Origin of the sequence: Amycolatopsis sp. (assembly GCF_035276945.1) — a bacterium.
GTDB lineage: Bacteria > Actinomycetota > Actinomycetes > Mycobacteriales > Pseudonocardiaceae > Amycolatopsis_E.
This window is the reverse complement of the sequence record NZ_DATELF010000046.1, coordinates 154603-170996: the sequence shown is the minus strand read 5'-3', so window position 1 is coordinate 170996 and position 16394 is coordinate 154603. Positions and strand designations below refer to the sequence as shown.

The following is a 16394-nucleotide window of genomic DNA, read 5'->3' as shown; positions in this document are numbered from 1 at the left end:
CAAGCTGGTCCGCAGGGGCGACACGCTGGTGGTGACCCGGCTGGACAGGCTCGGGCGCTCGGTGGTGCACCTGGTGCTGCTCGGCGCGGAGCTGCGCGAGCGTGGCGTCGGGCTGAAAGTGCTCGAGCAGGGCATCGACACCGCCACCGCCGAAGGCCGCGCCATGTTCGGCATGCTCTCGGTACTGGCGGAACTGCAACGCGAGCTGATCGTGGCCAACACACGCGATGGGCTCGCGGCGGCACGAGCCCGTGGCCGCAACGGCGGCCGCCGGCCCAAGCTCACCGCGGACCAGGCCGCCACCGCCCAGCGGCTCTATGACGAGGGCGAGCACACCGTGCAGCAGATCGCCGACATCCTCGGCGTCAAACGCGGCACCCTCTACGGCCACCTCGACAAAACCAGCGTCGGCACCCGCCCCCGCGCCGCCAAGACCGCCGCACGGTCCACCGCACAGACCTCGGCGCCACCCGAACCCGACACCGACGTTGCCCGCCGTCCGATCCGGGCCCAACTCAACGATCCCGGCAGCCAACCCACGCCGGAGGTGATGGAACGGCTGCAGCGTCAGCGCGCCGCAATGCGCGGTTCCCGGTGCCCAAGCTGCGGCAACGAGCCGGTCGACCCGCGCGCTCGCTGGCAGCAACGCCAGGACCTCGCGATCACCTGGCTCTACCCCGACTCCAAGCACTCAGGCGCGGTAGTTGAGCTGCGGCACTGCGTCGAATGCCAGCCACACCAACGATTTCAGACCATCGTGTGCCCACTGTGCGGGGACGGCCCGATAGTGGCCGGCGACCTCGCCGACGCAATGCCCGACGAACACAACCCGCCCGAACCGGTACAGCGATGGCTGGACGAACACGGCTGGCAACAGGACCCGGACCACGGTCTAATCTGCCGCGAGCACCAGCGGGCCCGATCGTGAATCCCGACCTGGAAAGAGACCTCCGCATCCGGACACCCCACCTGCGGTAACTCACTTCAAGATCGACTCGTTGCCGGAATTACGCTTACCTTGGCCGACCCCTTATTGAGCCTGCCCGAGGCGGGCGAGCGGGCACGCTCGGTCAACGCGAAGACGAGCAGCCGCAGCACCTCACCGGCTATCTCGCCGGGCACCACGACCGACCTGTCCGGGCCGAGCAACCCGGCGAGTTCGGTCGACCGGCGGGGCAGCTGACGGCTACGGTCATCCGCCATGGAAGCCGCCGTGTCGGTCATAGCCCTGATCCTGTCCGCACTGTCGCTCGGCTGGCAGGCCGCGAGCTACGCCATGACCGGCGGCAGGGTGAACGTCGAGTTGCGCGTCGGTGAGACGGACCAGACAGGTTCGAACCTGGTGACAACGCCAGCCGGTCCGGACCTGAATGCCGCCGACTGGCTGCAGACGTACGCGAACGAAGGTCGTTCCGGGCGGCCCGTCATCGCCGTTCGTGTGCACCCGAAGGGGCGCATGCCGGTAACGGTGGAACGGTGGAGCCTGGTGATCATGCAGGACAACCCTCCCCAGACCCTCTTCGGTCCGTTGTTGCTGCTGCTGATGCCGCGTGAGCTGAGCGAGCTGGATATAGGTCACGGCTCGCACGGCCCGCCGTTCCCGCACCGTTTCGAGGCGGGCAGTCACTCGGAGATGTGGGTAGTGGACGGGGAGTTGGCCAGTTGGTTTGTGGCGCCTGAGAAGGAAAGACTCGACCGTAGGTGGCTGCCGATCGCGGCCAAGGTCGAGCTTGGCGACGGTCGCACGGTCAGGACTCGGCAGCGGCTGCGCGTCTGAGGCATGGTGGTAGACCCGCGTACGAGTGCAGATCATCGGGACATCTGCCCGTGACGTGCGTGTCGCGCGGCACGGCGGCTCGGGCACAGGCGGGCGGCTCGACGGGCGACGCGGATCCTCTTACAGGGGCAGGGACGCTTGTGGCTGTGCGAGCATCGCCGAAGCCGAGCGCATCGCCGAGACGTTGAAGCAACTCGCGATCTACGACGAGCAACGCGCCACGCACGAGGGGCCGATCGACGAGGACCTATGAACCGGTGTCGGTGGCGACGACGGCGCTGACCTGAGCTTGCAGGTGGGTCTGACGCTTACTGCCGCTCCCGATCAGCCAGTTGGCCAGCGGTTCGATCGCAAGGTCTTGCCCGCCACTCCGAATTACCGCTGGTCAGCCCCATATCCGCCCGTTTTTCGGCGAGTCGGGGACCCCGGCCAGCCGCCGCTATCGACGGACATTCTCGAGGACCTCGACTCGGGGGTGGACCAGACCGGGTTCAGAGCATTCCTGCTTGGTGCAGTTTGAGCAGCAGGGCAGCCAGCCCGGTGCCGCCTGTCACGGCCCCGAACACGAGCGCGAGAACGCGGTATCCGTCGCGTCGCTGCCTCTCGTTGGCGACGAACAGCGCGACGTAGGCCGCGCACAAGATGATCACTATGACGGCGCCCATGAACAGGGCTAACAGCCAGGCCCACATAGCCCGGTCCCCTTCAATCCTTGATCCGGATGAGCATTGGTCTGGTCGCCCTGGGACGTTCCCCGACGGTTGCCGCCGCGGGACCACGAACGCCTTGCTGCGCCCAGTGGACTACATAGTGACCGGTCTTGGTCGCGATTGGTAGGCCCATTACCCATCATGAAGAAACGGCGGCCGGAGACACCAACGCTGCCAGGGCCGCCAGGTCAGGGATGATCAACCGCCGGCGGGCGGTTCGCACCAGGCCGCGAGCTCGCAGGTCCCGCAGCACGCGTGCGAAAGCTTCCCGGGAGATGAACGCCAGAGAAGCGATCTCGTTCTGCCCCAGTGAAATGTCGATCTCTACTGAAGGGCCTGGGCCCGGGGTTCCGGCGGAGAGTGCGAGTGCCAGCAGGGCACTCACCACCCGGGACGTCGGCGCGTCGTCGATGTTGGGCATTCGCCGAACGTGGTGCTCGAGTTGTCGCGCCAGGTCCGCCGCCACCGCGGTTGCCACTGGCGGAGATTCGTTCATGAGCTCACGGAACCGTGCGGCCGACAGTGCCGTGCAGGTGACCTCGGTGGTCGCCTGCACGCCGAAGGCTGATCCGGCATCACCACTGAGAACAACCTCGTGGCCACATATCCGGCCGGACCCCAGGACATCGTGCAGTGCGCTGGACCCAGTCGGAGAAATACGGATTTTCTTCACATACCCCGACAGGATGACCGCAACGAACATGGGCGGGTCGCCTTGGCGGATGAGTGTTTCACCTGCTCGGAACCGGCGCCGCGTCCCGGCCTTCAGCAGTGGATCCAAGGCGGCTCGGGGCATCGGCGAGGCCATGTTTGCCGGGCGAGCAGTGCCGGCGTCTGCCGGGGCGGGTGTGTCACGCGACTCCTCCATCCCCTGCTGCTGCTCCGCCTCGACCACCGCGCGAGTCCACAAGTCCCGGACCCGGTTCAGATCTCCACCGAGCACCCGGACAATCTCGGCCAGCGACTCCCACCGCGGCACTTTCCCCGTCAGGCCACAGCGGAGCACACGATGAACGGTGTCGTGGCTGACCAGCGCGTCCATCGCGATCGCCCGTGTGCTTGGCTGCCCGGCAGCCAGGTGAAGCGCTCGCAGATCGGCCGCCAGCGAGGCGAGCGCGGGCTGGGACCCGTCGACATGGTGATCGTCAGGTCGGGAACCAGCCATTCTGTCAGAATATGTCAGACGACCGAGGGTGTCAGCCGACACCGCATCCGGGGCGTTCAACTTCCACGCTCTCACCAGGACCTGGTTCTCGATCCTTGATCCGGATGAGCACCTGGAACACGGCCCTCCGTTGCCGCGGAGGGCCATTTTTCTTGATGCACGAACGCGTCGAGGAATTGGAGAGCTGGCCGTTCAGTCTCGCCCAGCGCGCACCGCGCCGTCGAAGTCGGCCGGAAACCCCGCGATCGATCACAGCGCCCACTGCGGGAAAGGTGAGCCCCTTACCGACAAGAGAGGGCGGTGAGCCCGAACTAGGCCCTTGTCTGCATCCTCGCTACTCGGCGGCGGGTTCCGCCGGCTGCTGGTCGGTGATGTCGCCGAGGGCCAGGCGGCGACTGGTGTCGAGCTGGATTTCCCCGTACGGGTTCATGTTCGAGGTGAATAGCGGTGTCAGTCCGCGACGGTCGGCGTCGCCCAGGACGTCGGCCCACTCCGCTTCGGCGAGAATGTCTTGGAGCATCAAGGTGTTCACGAAGCCGAGGCTCGACTGAAGGATCTGGAGGCAGAGCATGGACAGCTCCTGCTCCTCGCGGCGGTTGGACGCCAGCTCGCCGGACTTGCCGAAGTGGATGTAGTCGTTGACGCCGTTGTAGTTCTCCACCACGTTGAGCGCGGCGGTGGTCTCCCGCTGGAGGTCCCGGTCGCGTAGCCAACGGGCGAGAAAGATGGTGCGTTGCGCGCGGCCCAGCTCCAGCATCGCCGCGTAGGCAGGGTGGGTGACGTCACGGGTGAACCGGCGCAGGATCGCCTCGGTCGAGGCGGTGCCCAGCCGGATCGCCGTCGCATACTTGATCATCGGGTCGTACTGCTGGCCGATCAGATCCCAGCGCACCGGCCGGGTCAGCGCCGGCTCCAGCAGCGGGTACGCCTCACCTGTGCCCTTGTCCGGCAGGTACAGCTTCATCTGGTTGATCTGCTTGAACCGGGCGATCAGATCGAACCCGAGCAACCGGGTGATACCGAACCCGATGAACGAGGCCCCGTGCGAGTCCACATGATTGGCCTCGATGGTCATGTCGGTGCCGTGCCGCATCGCACCCTCGACCATCGCGTGCACCTCCGACGCCGAGCAGGACAGCAGCTGCGAATGCACCGCCATCGAGCCCTTCGCCTCGACCGTCCAGTAGATCAGCACACCTCGCTTCCCACGCCGGTAGCGGGAGTGCCACTCGGTGAAGATGTTCTGGTCGTACGCGGTGAAGTGGGTCGAATCCGACGCCACGGCGGTGGTGCCCTCGCCCCACAGCCAGGACTGGCGGGCTGCGAAGGTGGCGTTGGCGATGGCGCGGGCCAGCTCCCGGCAGGCCGGGACGGTCATGTACCGGCGGCGGGTGTAGCGCAGGTCGTCCTCGCTGTGGGCGTGGTCGCCGGCCGCGACCGCCCGCACTCCGGTGTTGGTGCCGTATGCATAGATGAGCAGGAGCAGCCGTTCGGCGAGCACCTCCGGGTCGAGGTCGCCGCGGGTGCCGACCGGGGTGAACGCGGCGAGGCAGCCGGTGCGCAGCGCGGTCTCGGTCAGCATGTCCAGCAACGGCACCACGCCCCACCGGGCACGCACCGCCTGCTTCAGCCTCCGCAGGTTCCGCGGCTCCGGAGCGGCGTCGTACGGGGTGAGCACGATCGCGCCCTGCTTGCGCCCGGCCTTGACGTCCAGCCAGTCCAACCGGGGCAGCGCGTCGTGCAGCGCGGCCAACTCGGCCCGCAGCTCCTCGCGAACCTCGTCAACGAAGGCGTCGGCACTGGTCGGCTTGCGCAACGCGGCATAGTTCTCCGTCCGTTTGGCCTCGAAGTCCGCCGGCAGATCCTCGTCCGGATTGCGCCACTTCTCCGCGCCGACCACCCAGATTTCCTTGCACCGCAGCCGTTCCCGCAGCGTCTGGAACACGCCGCACTCGTAGACGGTGCGCTGCACCCGCTGCCGTCCGCGCTTGTCGGCCCGGTGCAGCAGCTCCGCCAGGTCGGCGGGAATCACCCCGTCGACCGGCACGTGCTCGCCGCGGGCGTAGTACTGCGTGGCATGGGTGGTCTCCACCCGGTACCGCTTGATCAGCTCCAGAGCGTCCAGCACCGGCCGGTGCACCGTGTTGTGCGAGCGGAACTCCAGCGCGTCGATCAGCTCGATCAGCCCAGCCCGGTAGTGGTTGGTGTAGGAGGCTTTGAACACCCGCTGCTTGTGCTGGCGAAACGCATTGCCCTTCGTCTTGTACTCAGCCAGCAGATCCATCAGCGTGCCCACCCCACCGGCGGCCGGAAACACCACGTCCCGCACCACGCCGTCCGGGTCGCCAACAGCGGCCTCGGTGATCCGGAACAGGATGTTCTCCTTGCCCGACACCCGTTTGAGGTCGGCGACGAACTCATCCACCACCCGCCGCTCGGCACGAGCATTGATCTTGTGCACCGTGGCGATCAGCAGGTCCACCAGCGTGTCGGTGATCTCCCGGCCCCGACAGTGCAGCAGCGCCGCCAGCAGGGTCAGCTTGGTTTCCTCGGAATGGTCGTCCCGAAGATGACTGGGAGCCTCCACCGCGGCCCGGTCCCGCCAGCCGGCCAGCACCTTCGGCGCGATGTCGGCGAACACGTTCGCGGGCAGGCCGATCGCCCGGATCGCGGTCAGTTTGGCGATCTCCTCCCGCGTTGTGTTCAGGCTGATGTTGCCGGGATCGGTCCTGATCTGCGCGAACAGCGCCCGCCCGTCCTCACCGGCTGTCTCCTCGTCGTCGTGGGCCTCCGCTACCAGCGCGCTCATCCGAGCAGCCGCATCGGCGGGAATCCGGCCAGCGATCCGCGCGACGAGAGTCTTCTCCGCCTGGCGCAGCCCGGAGCCGATGATCCGGCCGATCCGGCCCGCGGCGGGCTGCTCGATCCCCTCGTCCCGGCAGTGCGTCAGCAGTTCCTCGCGAACCCGCTCGACCCGCCGTTCCCGCTGACAGACCTCCTCGGCAAGCCACACGGCCAGTTTCTCCGCGTCGTCCACCGTGCACTCGCGGAACCCGAGGAACTTGCGGACCTGAGCACGGTGGTACTCCACCGTGCGCCCATCCCACTCGTAGAACGCCAGCTCCGGCGCCGCGACGCCGACCTGGCGCGCCACGTAATCCACCGCCGCGTCCGGTAGCTCGCCCCGGCCACGGGGAAACCGGCCATGCCGGGTATAGAACTTGAGCAGCAGCGCGAAGCCCAAACGCGTCGGACCGCGCTTGCCGGCGACCTGCCCCAACTCGTCGCCGATCAGCGTCCAGTGCTCGATCAGCTCGTCTTCATCGATCTCCCGCGGCACGCGCGGACGCTACTCCCACACACCCCGGCCCTGACCAGGGACTCTGCCCTCGTTTGCGGCTGGTGACAGCTCCCTTACCGGCACCCCGAGCACCACCGCGTTGAGCACCAGGCCGAGCGCGGCCAGCTGGTCTTCCTGGCCGTCGCGGTATGCCTGCATGATCTGGCCGCGTTTGCCGTGGCAGATCTCCCGTGCCAGCCGGTGCCGGGATTCCTGCACCGTGAGCTGCCGGTTCATTCGCCGCCGGTAGGTGTCGTCCACGGGGTCGCACAAGGCGAGCAGGTGCATGGTCTTGTCGATGCGCCCGTACTCGGCGAACGCCTGCCCCAGCGGCGACATCCGGCCCTCCCGGCCGAACACGCGCAGCAGGTCGTAGGCGCGGACCTGGTTGGTGATCAGCGATCCGGCGACGCGGAGCATGTCCGGCCAGTGGGTGATCACCGTGTCCAGGTTGACCTTGTTGCGGGCGATCGCGTTCAGCGGCCCGTAGTCGGCCGGCGTCCGGTCCTTCTCCCCGGGCATCTCCGCCCGCCAGAACCGCTGGTCCGCGAGGTCCCGCAGCCGCGGGGAAAACCGGTAGCCGAGCATCTTGAACAGCCCGAACACCATATACGAGGCGTGGTCGGTCGCGACCATCTCCGGCTTCACCCCGCCGTCGAGGTTGAGCAGGGTGTCCAGGATGAACAGGCTGTCGCGCGGGGTGCCCGGCACCACCATCGCCCCGATCCCCGAGACCTGGTCGTTGACCGCGTTGAGCCAGGTCAGGCCGCGCTTGTAGCCGTAGTACTTCGGTGAGGGGGCGGCGTTGATCGTGCGCGCGGGGACGACGAACCGCACCCCGTCCACCGAGGCCAGGTGCCCGCCGCCCCAGCAGCGGGCCAGCGGGATCTGCGACTGCGCCTCGATCAGCAGCGCGTTGGCCGCCGCGATGGTGTCCCCGCGCAGGTAGTTCTGGTCCACGTGCGAGAGCCGGGTGCGGGTCAGCTCCACATGGGCCGGGTTGATCACCGGGGTCAGGCCGATGTTGCACGCCTCGGCGACCAGCAGCGCCACCAGCGACACCGGCAGCCCGGCCATCCGGGAGGCGCCCTCGGAGACGTGGGTGAACGCGTCGAGGAACCCGGTCCAGGAGTGCACCTCGAACAGCAGGTCCGGCAGGTCGATCTGCGGCAGCATCGCCGCGGTCGTCTTCTTCAACCAGGTCAGCGACTCCGGCTCGCCGACCGCGCCGAGCTTGTCCACGCTCAACCGCGCCCGGCCACCCTCGGGCGGGACGACAACCTCGACCTTCGCCTCCGGCCCGGCCTCGGCCATCCGGTCGGCCATCTGCCGCCACGCCGCGTCCAAGCCGCGTGTCAGCTCGGCCAGGTGCTCCTCGACCGGCATGTCCAGGCTCAGCCCGGCCAGCACGTCCGGTGCCACCGCCTCCCACTGGGGCCCGTCCAACAGCCTGGCTCGCGGGTCGGCCCACCGGTTGGACGGGGTGGCGTAGACGTCGCGGCGCAGCAGCGCCCGGTGCAGCTGCTCGAGCACGCACACCACGTAGGCGTCCCGGTCCACCGCCCCGGCCGGCAGCGCCGGGTTGGCGAACACCACCGGCTTCCACGACCGCGGCACCAGATCGGCGTCGATGTCCTTGACCGGCGGTGACTTCGAGACGCCCTTGCGTCGCGCCAGCCGCGGCAGCGTGCGCACCGCGGCCAGGATCTTCCGCCCGCCCTGCGCGGCCGCCAGCGCCTCGGACTCGCCCAGCAGCGCCAGAAACGGCCGGACGGTGTTGTAGCGGGCGGTCAGCGCCTTGCGCAGCGCGATCTCGGCCGATCCGTCGTCGACGGGCACCAGCTGCTCGACCGTCGCCATCGCCGCTGTGATCTTGTCGCGGGGCGTGATCCCCTCCAGCACGTGCCACGCCAGCGACGGGTCCAGCGCGACCTGGTCCCGGTCGGCTTCCTCCAGCAGCCGCACCAGCGCCCCGGATACCTGCTTGAGCGTCCGGGAGGCGCGCTCCAGCTGCGGCAGGTTCGCCAGCCGTTCCTTGTCGGTCGCGCGCTTGGCCGGCGACAGCAACCGGGTGGCCATCAGCAGCGCGAACAGGTCCAGCGCGTCGTCGATCGCGGCCGCTTCCAGGTTGCGCATCACCGCGGTCAGCAACGCGGTGCGCCGCGGCTCCGGCGCCCGTTCCAGGACGGCGGCTTTGCTGGCCATCCCGTAGCGGGCCAAGGTGGCCAGCCGGTTGACCGGCACCCGCGACAGATTCACCCGCCAGCCTGAATCCGGAGATCTCGTTCACCCGGTCCAGCGCCTTGGCCATCGCGGTCCCCGTCGAGCGGGTCGGCGGCCGGCGCAACCGCTCCAGCTCCGAACGCCGCGCCCCTTCCGGGACCGGCAGCAGCGCGACCAGCGCCGGCGGCAACGCGCGGTCCGCCCGGTGCGCGGCCCGGGCCACCGAGGAGTGCAGCCGGTTCTCCGCCGCGGTGCGCGCGGCCGAGACCTGCCGGGCCAGCACACTCACCCCCGGCAACAGCACCCGGTGCCGGCGCAGCCACGCGACCGCGTGGTTGAACAACGCCACCGGGCCCTCCGCGTGCGTCCACGCCCGGCCGTACAGGAACGTGCGAAATCTGCGGCCCCACTCGCGGTCCTCATACGGGTGGTAGGCGAACGCCTCCTGGATCTCCCAGGCGTGCTCGTAGGCGGTCTTCTCCCGCTCGGTGTAGCGCTTCACGCACGACGGGTCGCCGATGTCGAGCTGCTCGGCCAGGTACTCCACCACCGACCACGGCACCGCGAGCGGATCTTGCAGGAACAGGCCGACGTAGCGGACGGTGCAGACCTGGAGAGCGAACCCCAAACGCGAATGATCACCGCGACGCTTGCCGATCAGCCGCCGGTCCTCGTCGTCGAGGAAGAAGAACCGCTCCAGCTCCGGACGGGTCGGCTCCTGGGTGAACGTCCCGTAGGACTCGGCCTGCTCATCAGTCAAGAACTCCACGGGCACGAGTCGGAACCTAGCCGATCAGCTCTGACCTGCGGATCTTGGCTTAGCGCCAACGGCTGTACCGCTGCTACTCAACCCCGGACCTGCCTGCTGGAACGTCGCTACTTTGTGGCTGGCCGTGACTCTGAGGAATACAGGGTCAGGACGGCCGCCACGTGCTGGCGTAGCGGCTGGTCATCGGTGGTCTGGTCGAGGGCTTCGTTCAGGGCGGTGTGCAGGTCGTCCAGTTGCCGGCGCAGGGCGGAGGCGGTCGCGGCGTGCTCCGCCAGGTGGGCACGAAGCCGGTTGAGTTGCTCATGGAGCGGGCCGAGCGCGTCCGCGTAGCGCTGGGTGGCCTCGGTAAGCTGGCCGCTCAGTTCGGCGACCCGCTGGTCGGCGGCGGCGCGCAACGAGCGGGCCTGCTCGTCGAACTCGTGCGCGCGGGTCCGCAGGCGTTTGTCGAATTCCTCGGTGAGCAGGGTGCGAAGGTCCTGCCGTGCTTGCTCCTCCTCCCGGCGGAAGCGGTCGAACCGCTCCAGCGCGGTCGCGCGTTCGGAGGCGAGGCTGTCCTGGATCTCAGCGATCCGTTCCTGCGCTGCGGTGAGTTGGTTCAGGGCGCGTTCGCGGTCTGCGACGGCCTTGTCCTTCTCCTGCTCCGCCGCCGACTGCCGCGCAAGGGCCTGGTCCTTGTCCTTGACAGCCCGATCCGCCAGCTCCTGAGCGGCGCGAAGCTCGGCTCGATCCGCCTCGGCCTGCCCCCGCGCCCGTTCGGCGTCGTCCAGCGCCCGCGTGCGTTCGGTCATGGCCTCCCGTGCCTGAGTCTCGGCGTCCGCCTGAGCCCGTTCGGCGTCGGCCCTGGCGGCCAGCGCGGCCGCGGTCTCGTCGGTGACCCGGGCGCGTAAGGCGGCCACCTCGTCCCGGACCGGGTCCAGCGCGGCCAGCAGGGTCGCCGCACGCCCGTCGAGCGTGTGCATGTCGGCCTGGGTCATCGGCTGGTCCGCGCCGTAGACGCCGACCCAGATCTCGCGGCATTCGTCCAGCATCGCGCAGGTGATGACCTTGGCCCCCCACTGGCCATACCGCTCGGCGTCGGGCGGGCAGTAGGGAGTGGGCCGCCCGCCCCGGGCGGGAATCGGCGGCAACTGGCGACCGCAGAAGGCGCAGAACGCATCCTGGCCGGCGGTGAACGCCCGCAACGTGGCCTCCCGCCGCTGATCACGGCTGGCGTACCGCGGAGGCGGAACCAGCCTCTCCCCTGGCTCGATCCGGTTCTGGACTACCTCAGCCGTCTCACTTGCCCCATCAGCCACACCTGCAACATACCATGTTCGGGTTTCAAAACAAAAACCTGCTTTTTAAGTTACATAACAAGAACCTGTAGAAGACCTTGGGCGATCGGGAAACATATGAATAAGGAGGATTATTCATATAGTCTCGACGGCGAACGGAAGCCAGCCCTTGCGCGCCTGAGTTCGCCTTCGTGTCCAAGCTCAGGCGTAACACCGTTGTGGTGGATAAGGGTCTATCCGGTCGAGCGCCAGGGCCCTCTCCTGCGAGTCAGACGCGCTGTTAGGCCGAGTTGAGGACGTTCGGGTGAACGGGGTTTTGGTTGATTCCGTCGGGACTCGGTGGGGAAGGCGGCGCGGGGTCAGGCGACCTACTCGCGAGCGTGCGCGCGGCCTTCGGGGGTGCAGCCAAGGTAAGCCCAAAGCCGCCACGAGTTAATCTTGCGCTGAGTTTTTTTGCAGCTCACGGGCACCGTCCGGCCGGTGATCGTCTTGCTGGTACGGCCCGCGCCATCCATACGGGTGATCTTGATGGTTCGGGTGGGCGGCACCGGTGGATTCGATCGAGCGGACCGCGTATCCGCGCGTCAAGAGGTTCATCTCCGCACGGGAACTGCACGTGTTCTACACACCGCAGCCCGAGGAGATCACGTGGGTGCAGGGCATCGCCGGGTCGGACAATCACCTGTTGGCGGGAATGGTGCTGCTCAAGGCGTTCAACCGGCTGGGCCACTTCCCGGACTTGGAGAAGGTGCCGGCGATGGTGGTCGACCACATCCGCCGGGATCTGCGGTTACCGGCCGAGGTGGAGCCGGTGTACTCCTTGACGCGGACCGCGGAGCGACACCGGACGTTGATCCGGGCACGCAGTGAGGTGGTGTACGACCCGAAGGCGGCGCGGAAGGTCGCGGCCGAGGCGATCGAGGAGGCGGCCCGGCGCAAGAACCCGGCCGATCTGATCAACGTCGCGTTGGAGCGGCTGGTGGCCAACTACCGGTCGGTGCTGGAGCGCATCGAGCCGGACGTCGTCGTCGCGTCGAAAGCACTGTCCGGAATCGGCCTCCCCGTGGCGATCCTGTTGTACGACAGGGTGCTCGACACCTGGTCGCCCGGCGCGCATATCGGCACGTTTCGAGGTAATCAGCTCGCGTTCGGCGGGGGGCGTCGCCGCGATCGAGGTCATGCGGCGGGACAACGTATTGCTGAACGTTCGCCAGCGCGCAACGCAACTGGCGGAGAGGCTGGGCGAGATCGGTCGCCGCAGCCGCTGGGTGGCCGAGGTCCGACACACCGGCCTGCTACTGGGTGTGGAACTGGCTGATCCAGATGGCGGCGCGGACGGCACCGAGTTCGCTCGCAGCATACAAAGCGCCGCTCTCCGAAACGGACTCCAGGGTGGCCTTGCGGATGTTCTCGCGTTCGGTCTCGGCCATCGCGGCGAAGAACCCGAACAGCGACGGCCTGTGCCGGACAGGTCGTAGATCCCGGTCAGCGCCCGCCCAGCATCTCCAGGGCGATGCTGGGCGCGGTCAGCTCGGCGGAGTCGCGGCCCAGCAGCTTCACCTCGTACATGGTGAGGATGACCCGGCAGTGCGGGGCATGCGCCTTGACCTGCTGGCATATCTCCAGGGCGGCCTCGAACTTCGGGCGCACGCGGGTGCGGGTGCGCCCGAAGTTCAGGACCATTCGGGTGAGTTCGGGGCCGGGAAGCAATGTCCGGCCGGTCCGACGCGATCCACTTCAGGGATGGCGTCGGACCGGCGGGAGGCGCGATGGACATCAAGCTGGCGACCAAACTGGTGGCGATCATCGCTCCGGTGGCCACTGGGATGCCCTGGCTGAGTGTCGCCGCGCAGTTCGTCGACGTGATTGTCACCCACCTGGACAGCAACGAGTTCGAGCAGAACACCAGGCGAGCGCTGAACGATCTCAGGAACGAGGTGCGCCAAGTCAGCACGCAGGTCGCCCGTCAGACCTACCGGCATCATATGGGTGCCGGCCGCCGGATCCTGCAGGATCTTCCGTTGCACCAGATTCCGGAGCGATACCAGCAGGCCGTCGAGAACGCGAAGACGGAGTTCCAGCGGGCCAGCGCCGTGGCCACGGACCTGGGCAGCTCCGATCTGGTGATCACAGCGGAACTGGCCATCACCGGGTGCTGGTATGTGCTGCAGTCCCCGGAGGGCGTGCGGGCCACTCTCGACGGCGCCCTCACCGTCGCCGAACACAATGTGCTGCTCGGCGACCGGGCAGTGGTCAACCGCTATCGGCAGGTGCTGAGTCTGTGCCGGACCTTCGGCGTGGTGACCGCGACCTCGGTGATCCCGATCGACCCGGCCAAGGCACCCCGGCTGGGCGCGGCGCTCACCGCCCACGCCCCACTCGGCGCTTGGGCAGACCTGTGGAGCGCGTCCCTGCTGGTCACAGCGGTCGGACACGGGGCTGCGAACGTGCAGTTCTACAACCAGACCACCGTCGCGGTGACCATCCGGCTACGCCCGCTGACCGGGGAGTCCCGGCCTGGTAATCGACTGATGGACATGCTGAACGGCGCCCGGATCACCGACGCCTACGAGGTGAAACCGGACGCGAACGTCCTGCTGGAGCTGCGGCTGACCGGCCCGTCGAAGGCCCGGCTCGCCGTCACCGTCGAACTGCCCGTCTCCTGGGGACGACCAGGAGCCCAGGTCGGCCCCTCGGTCGCCTTCCTGCTTCCCAAGCCGGGCCAACTGCCCGCCGCGCCACCACCACAGCAGCAGGTCCAGCCGCGGTACTACGGCCAGTACCTGCTGCCGCCGGGTTACCGGCCGTACCAGTAACCCGGCCCGTACCACCTTGGCCGACCGACCCCGCGCCTGAACGACGGCTGGTGCCAGGCGGTTCACCCCTGGGAGGCAGAGCGCGGGCTTCGAGGTCCGGCCGGTTACGCGGCCACAGCGTCCAAGTCCAAGCGTGTGCTCATGTCGAGTTGGAATCGCCCGTAGGGGTTGTTATCTGGAAAATTTGATCTTGACCTGGTCATTCGCACGGCTCCTCGGGGCCGTCGCAGGGCTCGCCGAGCTCGGCGAGAAGCTCCTGGATCCGGCGGGTGATGGCCTCGTGGCGCTCGATCTCGCGGGGCCAGTTGCGTTCGGTGGCGTCCTGAATGAGCTGGCGCTCGCGGGCGAGGCGGGAACGGAGGCGGGGCGCGTACTCGCTGGTGGTGAAGAACTTCGAGCAGCGCAGGTACCGGTGGCGCACACCCACGAGCACACGTACTTCGTGAATTCCTGATTTCCGCAGGTTCTGGCTTCGGCCTGGGATTCTGCGGCACGACCCGGGTCTCGCCGCAAGACCCTCGCTGCGCTATATGTTGAGAGTGGCAGGGAGTAGGTGATCTCCTTGCCGTTGTTTTTGTCGTCCGCTGTGGACGGACAAGCTCATCTCGAAGCGGTGCCGCCGCCAGTTGATCACCGGGCTCAGCCTGCTCGTCGGCGGCGTCCAGACAGTGACGGGGATGTAGCCGATGTTGCAGGCTTAACGGGGACGGCCGGAGTCCGCGTCAGCATATGTTGACGAGGAAGTATCCGTCAGCATATGCTGACGATATGGAACGAACACTGGAAATCGCTGAGGGTGCCACCAGCAACGACCCTGACGTGGGACTACGTGCGGTGGCCGCGCTGCGGGCACTCACCGAACGGCTGGAGATCCTCCAGGTCGAAAGCGCGCGGAAGCTGGGGTGGTCCTGGCAGGACATCGCCGAGCGGCTCGGTGTCACGAAGCAGACCGTGCATCGCAAGTACGGCCGGCGAGTCGGGGGGCGATGATGTTCGAGCGCTTCACCCCGGACGCCCGCACCGTTGTAGTCCACGCCCAGGAGCACGCCCGCCGTCTCGGGCACCGCTATGTCGGCTGCGAACATCTCCTGCTCGCCGTGGTCTCCACCAGCCGGCCCGCGAGCGCTGTCCTGCGCGAGCAGGGGATGACACCGGACCACGTGGAGGAGGAAATCGTCCGCCGTGTCGGTCTTGGTGGCGGGGCCGGCCTGTTCAGCGATCTCGACCGGGAAGCGCTGTCGGCGATCGGGATCGATCTCGACGCCGTGCGCGCCCGGATCGAGGCATCCTTCGGAACCGAAGCCCTCACTCAGGCCGCCAACGCCATGCACCGCAGGCCGCGCCTGTCGCGGCTGAACCCCCGCCGCGCCATCCCACCGGGCCTGCTCCGCCGCTGGCGCCGGCGCCGCCGCCCCCTCCCCGCCGCGCCGGTTCCCGACTCGACGGCGACCGGCCGCTACCAGGCCATGGGTGCCGTTCCTCGCGGGCACCTGCCGCTTACCACGCGTGCCAAGAAGTGCCTGGAGAACAGCGTCCGCGAGGCGCAGGCGATGCACGACCAGCACATCGGTGTCGAACATGTCGCTCTCGGCGTGATCACGATGAACGGTGGTCTGGTGGCCCCGATTCTGCTGGCGCTCGGCGCATCAGGACCGGCGTTGCGCGCCGCGATCCTTGATCGCTACCGACGAGCGAGCTGATCCAGTTCCGTGTGCGGTCCCTGGGGAACTTGTCGTTTCGAGGTCAGTGCTGCGCCTGCGTGGACGTGGTGGCCGGGTCGGCGAGGGACGGCCACGTGGATGTCGGTGCGGACGGTCACCGGGAGCGGGGACTTCGGGACTCGCGCAGGTGCTGCTCGATGCGGGCCAGCTGAGCTTCGACCGTGTTGAGCCGCGATTCCAAACGTTGTTCAAGGGTTTTCGCCTCGGCCTCGATGGCCCGTTCCTCGGCGGCCGCGATCGTGCGGGCGATGGAGAGGGCCACAACGGCCGCGACCGCACCGATGATGGCGACCCCGGCGATCATCACCAGGGCACCGACGAGCCGTCCGGGTGGGGTGATGGGCGTGTGGTCGCCGTCGCCGACCGTGGTCACCGTGGTCAGTGCCCACCACATGGCGTCGGTCCAGGACCCGAAGGTCGAGCCAGGGCGGTGCCGTTCGAGGAGCCACACCAGGGAGCCACCGGAGAGGACGACGGCGAGGGCGACGGACGTGACGAGCGCACCGAGGCGGACGATCGAACCCACGAATGGATAGTCGGGCCGCTTGGTGAACGAGCCGGTCACCTCCGCCGCCTTTCCGTCGCGATGAGGAAACCAC

Annotated in this window: 16 protein-coding genes and 1 pseudogene; 7 read left to right on the top strand and 10 right to left on the bottom strand. The window is 68.2% G+C overall.

What is annotated here, in order from left to right:
- Positions 1-928, top strand: a 928-nt coding sequence (locus VJT49_RS07675; protein ID WP_324164012.1) for a recombinase family protein, incomplete at its 5' end; no start/stop codon positions are given.
- 56 nt (positions 929-984) lie between these two features.
- Here the strand turns inward: VJT49_RS07675 and VJT49_RS07670 are convergent.
- Positions 985-1224, bottom strand: coding sequence for a hypothetical protein (locus VJT49_RS07670; RefSeq protein WP_324164011.1), 240 nt, complete (start codon positions 1222-1224; stop codon positions 985-987).
- Here VJT49_RS07670 and VJT49_RS07665 point away from each other — a divergent pair.
- Complete coding sequence (locus VJT49_RS07665; protein ID WP_324164010.1) at positions 1214-1777, top strand: hypothetical protein; 564 nt, start codon at positions 1214-1216, stop codon at positions 1775-1777. The two genes, VJT49_RS07670 and VJT49_RS07665, sit on opposite strands and share 11 nt — an antisense overlap.
- Before the next feature lie 25 nt (positions 1778-1802).
- Positions 1803-2030 carry a hypothetical protein gene (locus VJT49_RS07660; protein WP_324164009.1) on the top strand — a complete coding sequence of 76 codons (228 nt, stop codon included), beginning with the start codon at positions 1803-1805 and terminating at the stop codon, positions 2028-2030.
- 238 nt (positions 2031-2268) lie between these two features.
- Here the strand turns inward: VJT49_RS07660 and VJT49_RS07655 are convergent, their stop codons facing one another.
- From VJT49_RS07655 to VJT49_RS07625, 5 genes and pseudogenes are all read right to left on the bottom strand, one after another.
- Positions 2269-2442, bottom strand: a complete 174-nt coding sequence (locus VJT49_RS07655; protein WP_324164008.1) for a hypothetical protein — start codon at positions 2440-2442, stop codon at positions 2269-2271.
- A 184-nt stretch (positions 2443-2626) separates the two neighbouring features.
- Positions 2627-3382: a Crp/Fnr family transcriptional regulator gene (locus VJT49_RS07650; protein WP_324164007.1), complete on the bottom strand. Its 756-nt coding sequence runs from the start codon at positions 3380-3382 to the stop codon at positions 2627-2629.
- A 604-nt stretch (positions 3383-3986) separates the two neighbouring features.
- Entirely contained in the window at positions 3987-6992 is a 3006-nt protein-coding gene (locus VJT49_RS07645) for a Tn3 family transposase (protein ID WP_324164006.1), read from the bottom strand.
- 87 nt (positions 6993-7079) lie between these two features.
- Positions 7080-9990, bottom strand: a pseudogene (locus tag VJT49_RS07640) (Tn3 family transposase); the annotation flags it as partial.
- Positions 9991-10091: 101 nt separating this feature from the next.
- Positions 10092-11279 (bottom strand): hypothetical protein, encoded by a 1188-nt coding sequence (locus VJT49_RS07625; RefSeq protein ID WP_324164003.1) that lies wholly within the window; start codon positions 11277-11279, stop codon positions 10092-10094.
- A gap of 529 nt (positions 11280-11808) precedes the next feature.
- Here VJT49_RS07625 and VJT49_RS07620 point away from each other — a divergent pair.
- A complete protein-coding gene (locus VJT49_RS07620; RefSeq protein WP_324164002.1) occupies positions 11809-12576 on the top strand; it encodes a DUF4158 domain-containing protein in 768 nt (255 codons plus the stop codon).
- On the opposite strand, the gene VJT49_RS07615 is transcribed toward VJT49_RS07620, so the two are convergent.
- Positions 12554-12688 carry a hypothetical protein gene (locus tag VJT49_RS07615; RefSeq protein ID WP_324164001.1) on the bottom strand — a complete coding sequence of 45 codons (135 nt, stop codon included), beginning with the start codon at positions 12686-12688 and terminating at the stop codon, positions 12554-12556. The genes VJT49_RS07620 and VJT49_RS07615 overlap by 23 nt on opposite strands.
- Before the next feature lie 55 nt (positions 12689-12743).
- Complete coding sequence (locus VJT49_RS07610; RefSeq protein ID WP_324164000.1) at positions 12744-12941, bottom strand: hypothetical protein; 198 nt, start codon at positions 12939-12941, stop codon at positions 12744-12746.
- Positions 12942-13027: 86 nt separating this feature from the next.
- On the opposite strand from VJT49_RS07610, the gene VJT49_RS07605 reads away from it, so the two are divergent.
- On the top strand, positions 13028-14074 hold the full coding sequence (locus VJT49_RS07605; protein ID WP_324163999.1) for a hypothetical protein: 1047 nt from the start codon (positions 13028-13030) through the stop codon (positions 14072-14074).
- A gap of 199 nt (positions 14075-14273) precedes the next feature.
- Here the strand turns inward: VJT49_RS07605 and VJT49_RS07600 are convergent, their stop codons facing one another.
- Positions 14274-14507 (bottom strand): hypothetical protein, encoded by a 234-nt coding sequence (locus tag VJT49_RS07600; RefSeq protein WP_324163998.1) that lies wholly within the window; start codon positions 14505-14507, stop codon positions 14274-14276.
- 335 nt (positions 14508-14842) lie between these two features.
- Between VJT49_RS07600 and VJT49_RS07595 the strand changes: the two genes are divergently transcribed.
- A complete protein-coding gene (locus VJT49_RS07595) occupies positions 14843-15064 on the top strand; it encodes a helix-turn-helix domain-containing protein (RefSeq protein WP_324163997.1) in 222 nt (73 codons plus the stop codon).
- On the top strand, positions 15061-15774 hold the full coding sequence (locus tag VJT49_RS07590; RefSeq protein WP_324163996.1) for a Clp protease N-terminal domain-containing protein: 714 nt from the start codon (positions 15061-15063) through the stop codon (positions 15772-15774). Before VJT49_RS07595 ends, VJT49_RS07590 begins: the two co-directional genes overlap by 4 nt.
- A gap of 115 nt (positions 15775-15889) precedes the next feature.
- On the opposite strand, the gene VJT49_RS07585 is transcribed toward VJT49_RS07590, so the two are convergent.
- Complete coding sequence (locus VJT49_RS07585; protein WP_324163995.1) at positions 15890-16321, bottom strand: potassium channel family protein; 432 nt, start codon at positions 16319-16321, stop codon at positions 15890-15892.
- Positions 16322-16394 lie beyond the last annotated feature (73 nt).

Bases quoted from the DNA above. Each gene is read 5' to 3' on its own strand.
- VJT49_RS07670 (WP_324164011.1), bottom strand. From the start codon at position 1,224: ATGACCGACACGGCGGCTTCCATGGCGGATGACCGTAGCCGTCAGCTG.
- VJT49_RS07655 (WP_324164008.1), bottom strand. From the start codon at position 2,442: ATGGGCGCCGTCATAGTGATCATCTTGTGCGCGGCCTACGTCGCGCTG.
- VJT49_RS07615 (WP_324164001.1), bottom strand. From the start codon at position 12,688: ATGGCCGAGACCGAACGCGAGAACATCCGCAAGGCCACCCTGGAGTCC.
- VJT49_RS07610 (WP_324164000.1), bottom strand. From the start codon at position 12,941: ATGGTCCTGAACTTCGGGCGCACCCGCACCCGCGTGCGCCCGAAGTTC.
- VJT49_RS07605 (WP_324163999.1), top strand. From the start codon at position 13,028: ATGGACATCAAGCTGGCGACCAAACTGGTGGCGATCATCGCTCCGGTG.
- VJT49_RS07595 (WP_324163997.1), top strand. From the start codon at position 14,843: ATGGAACGAACACTGGAAATCGCTGAGGGTGCCACCAGCAACGACCCT.
- VJT49_RS07590 (WP_324163996.1), top strand. From the start codon at position 15,061: ATGATGTTCGAGCGCTTCACCCCGGACGCCCGCACCGTTGTAGTCCAC.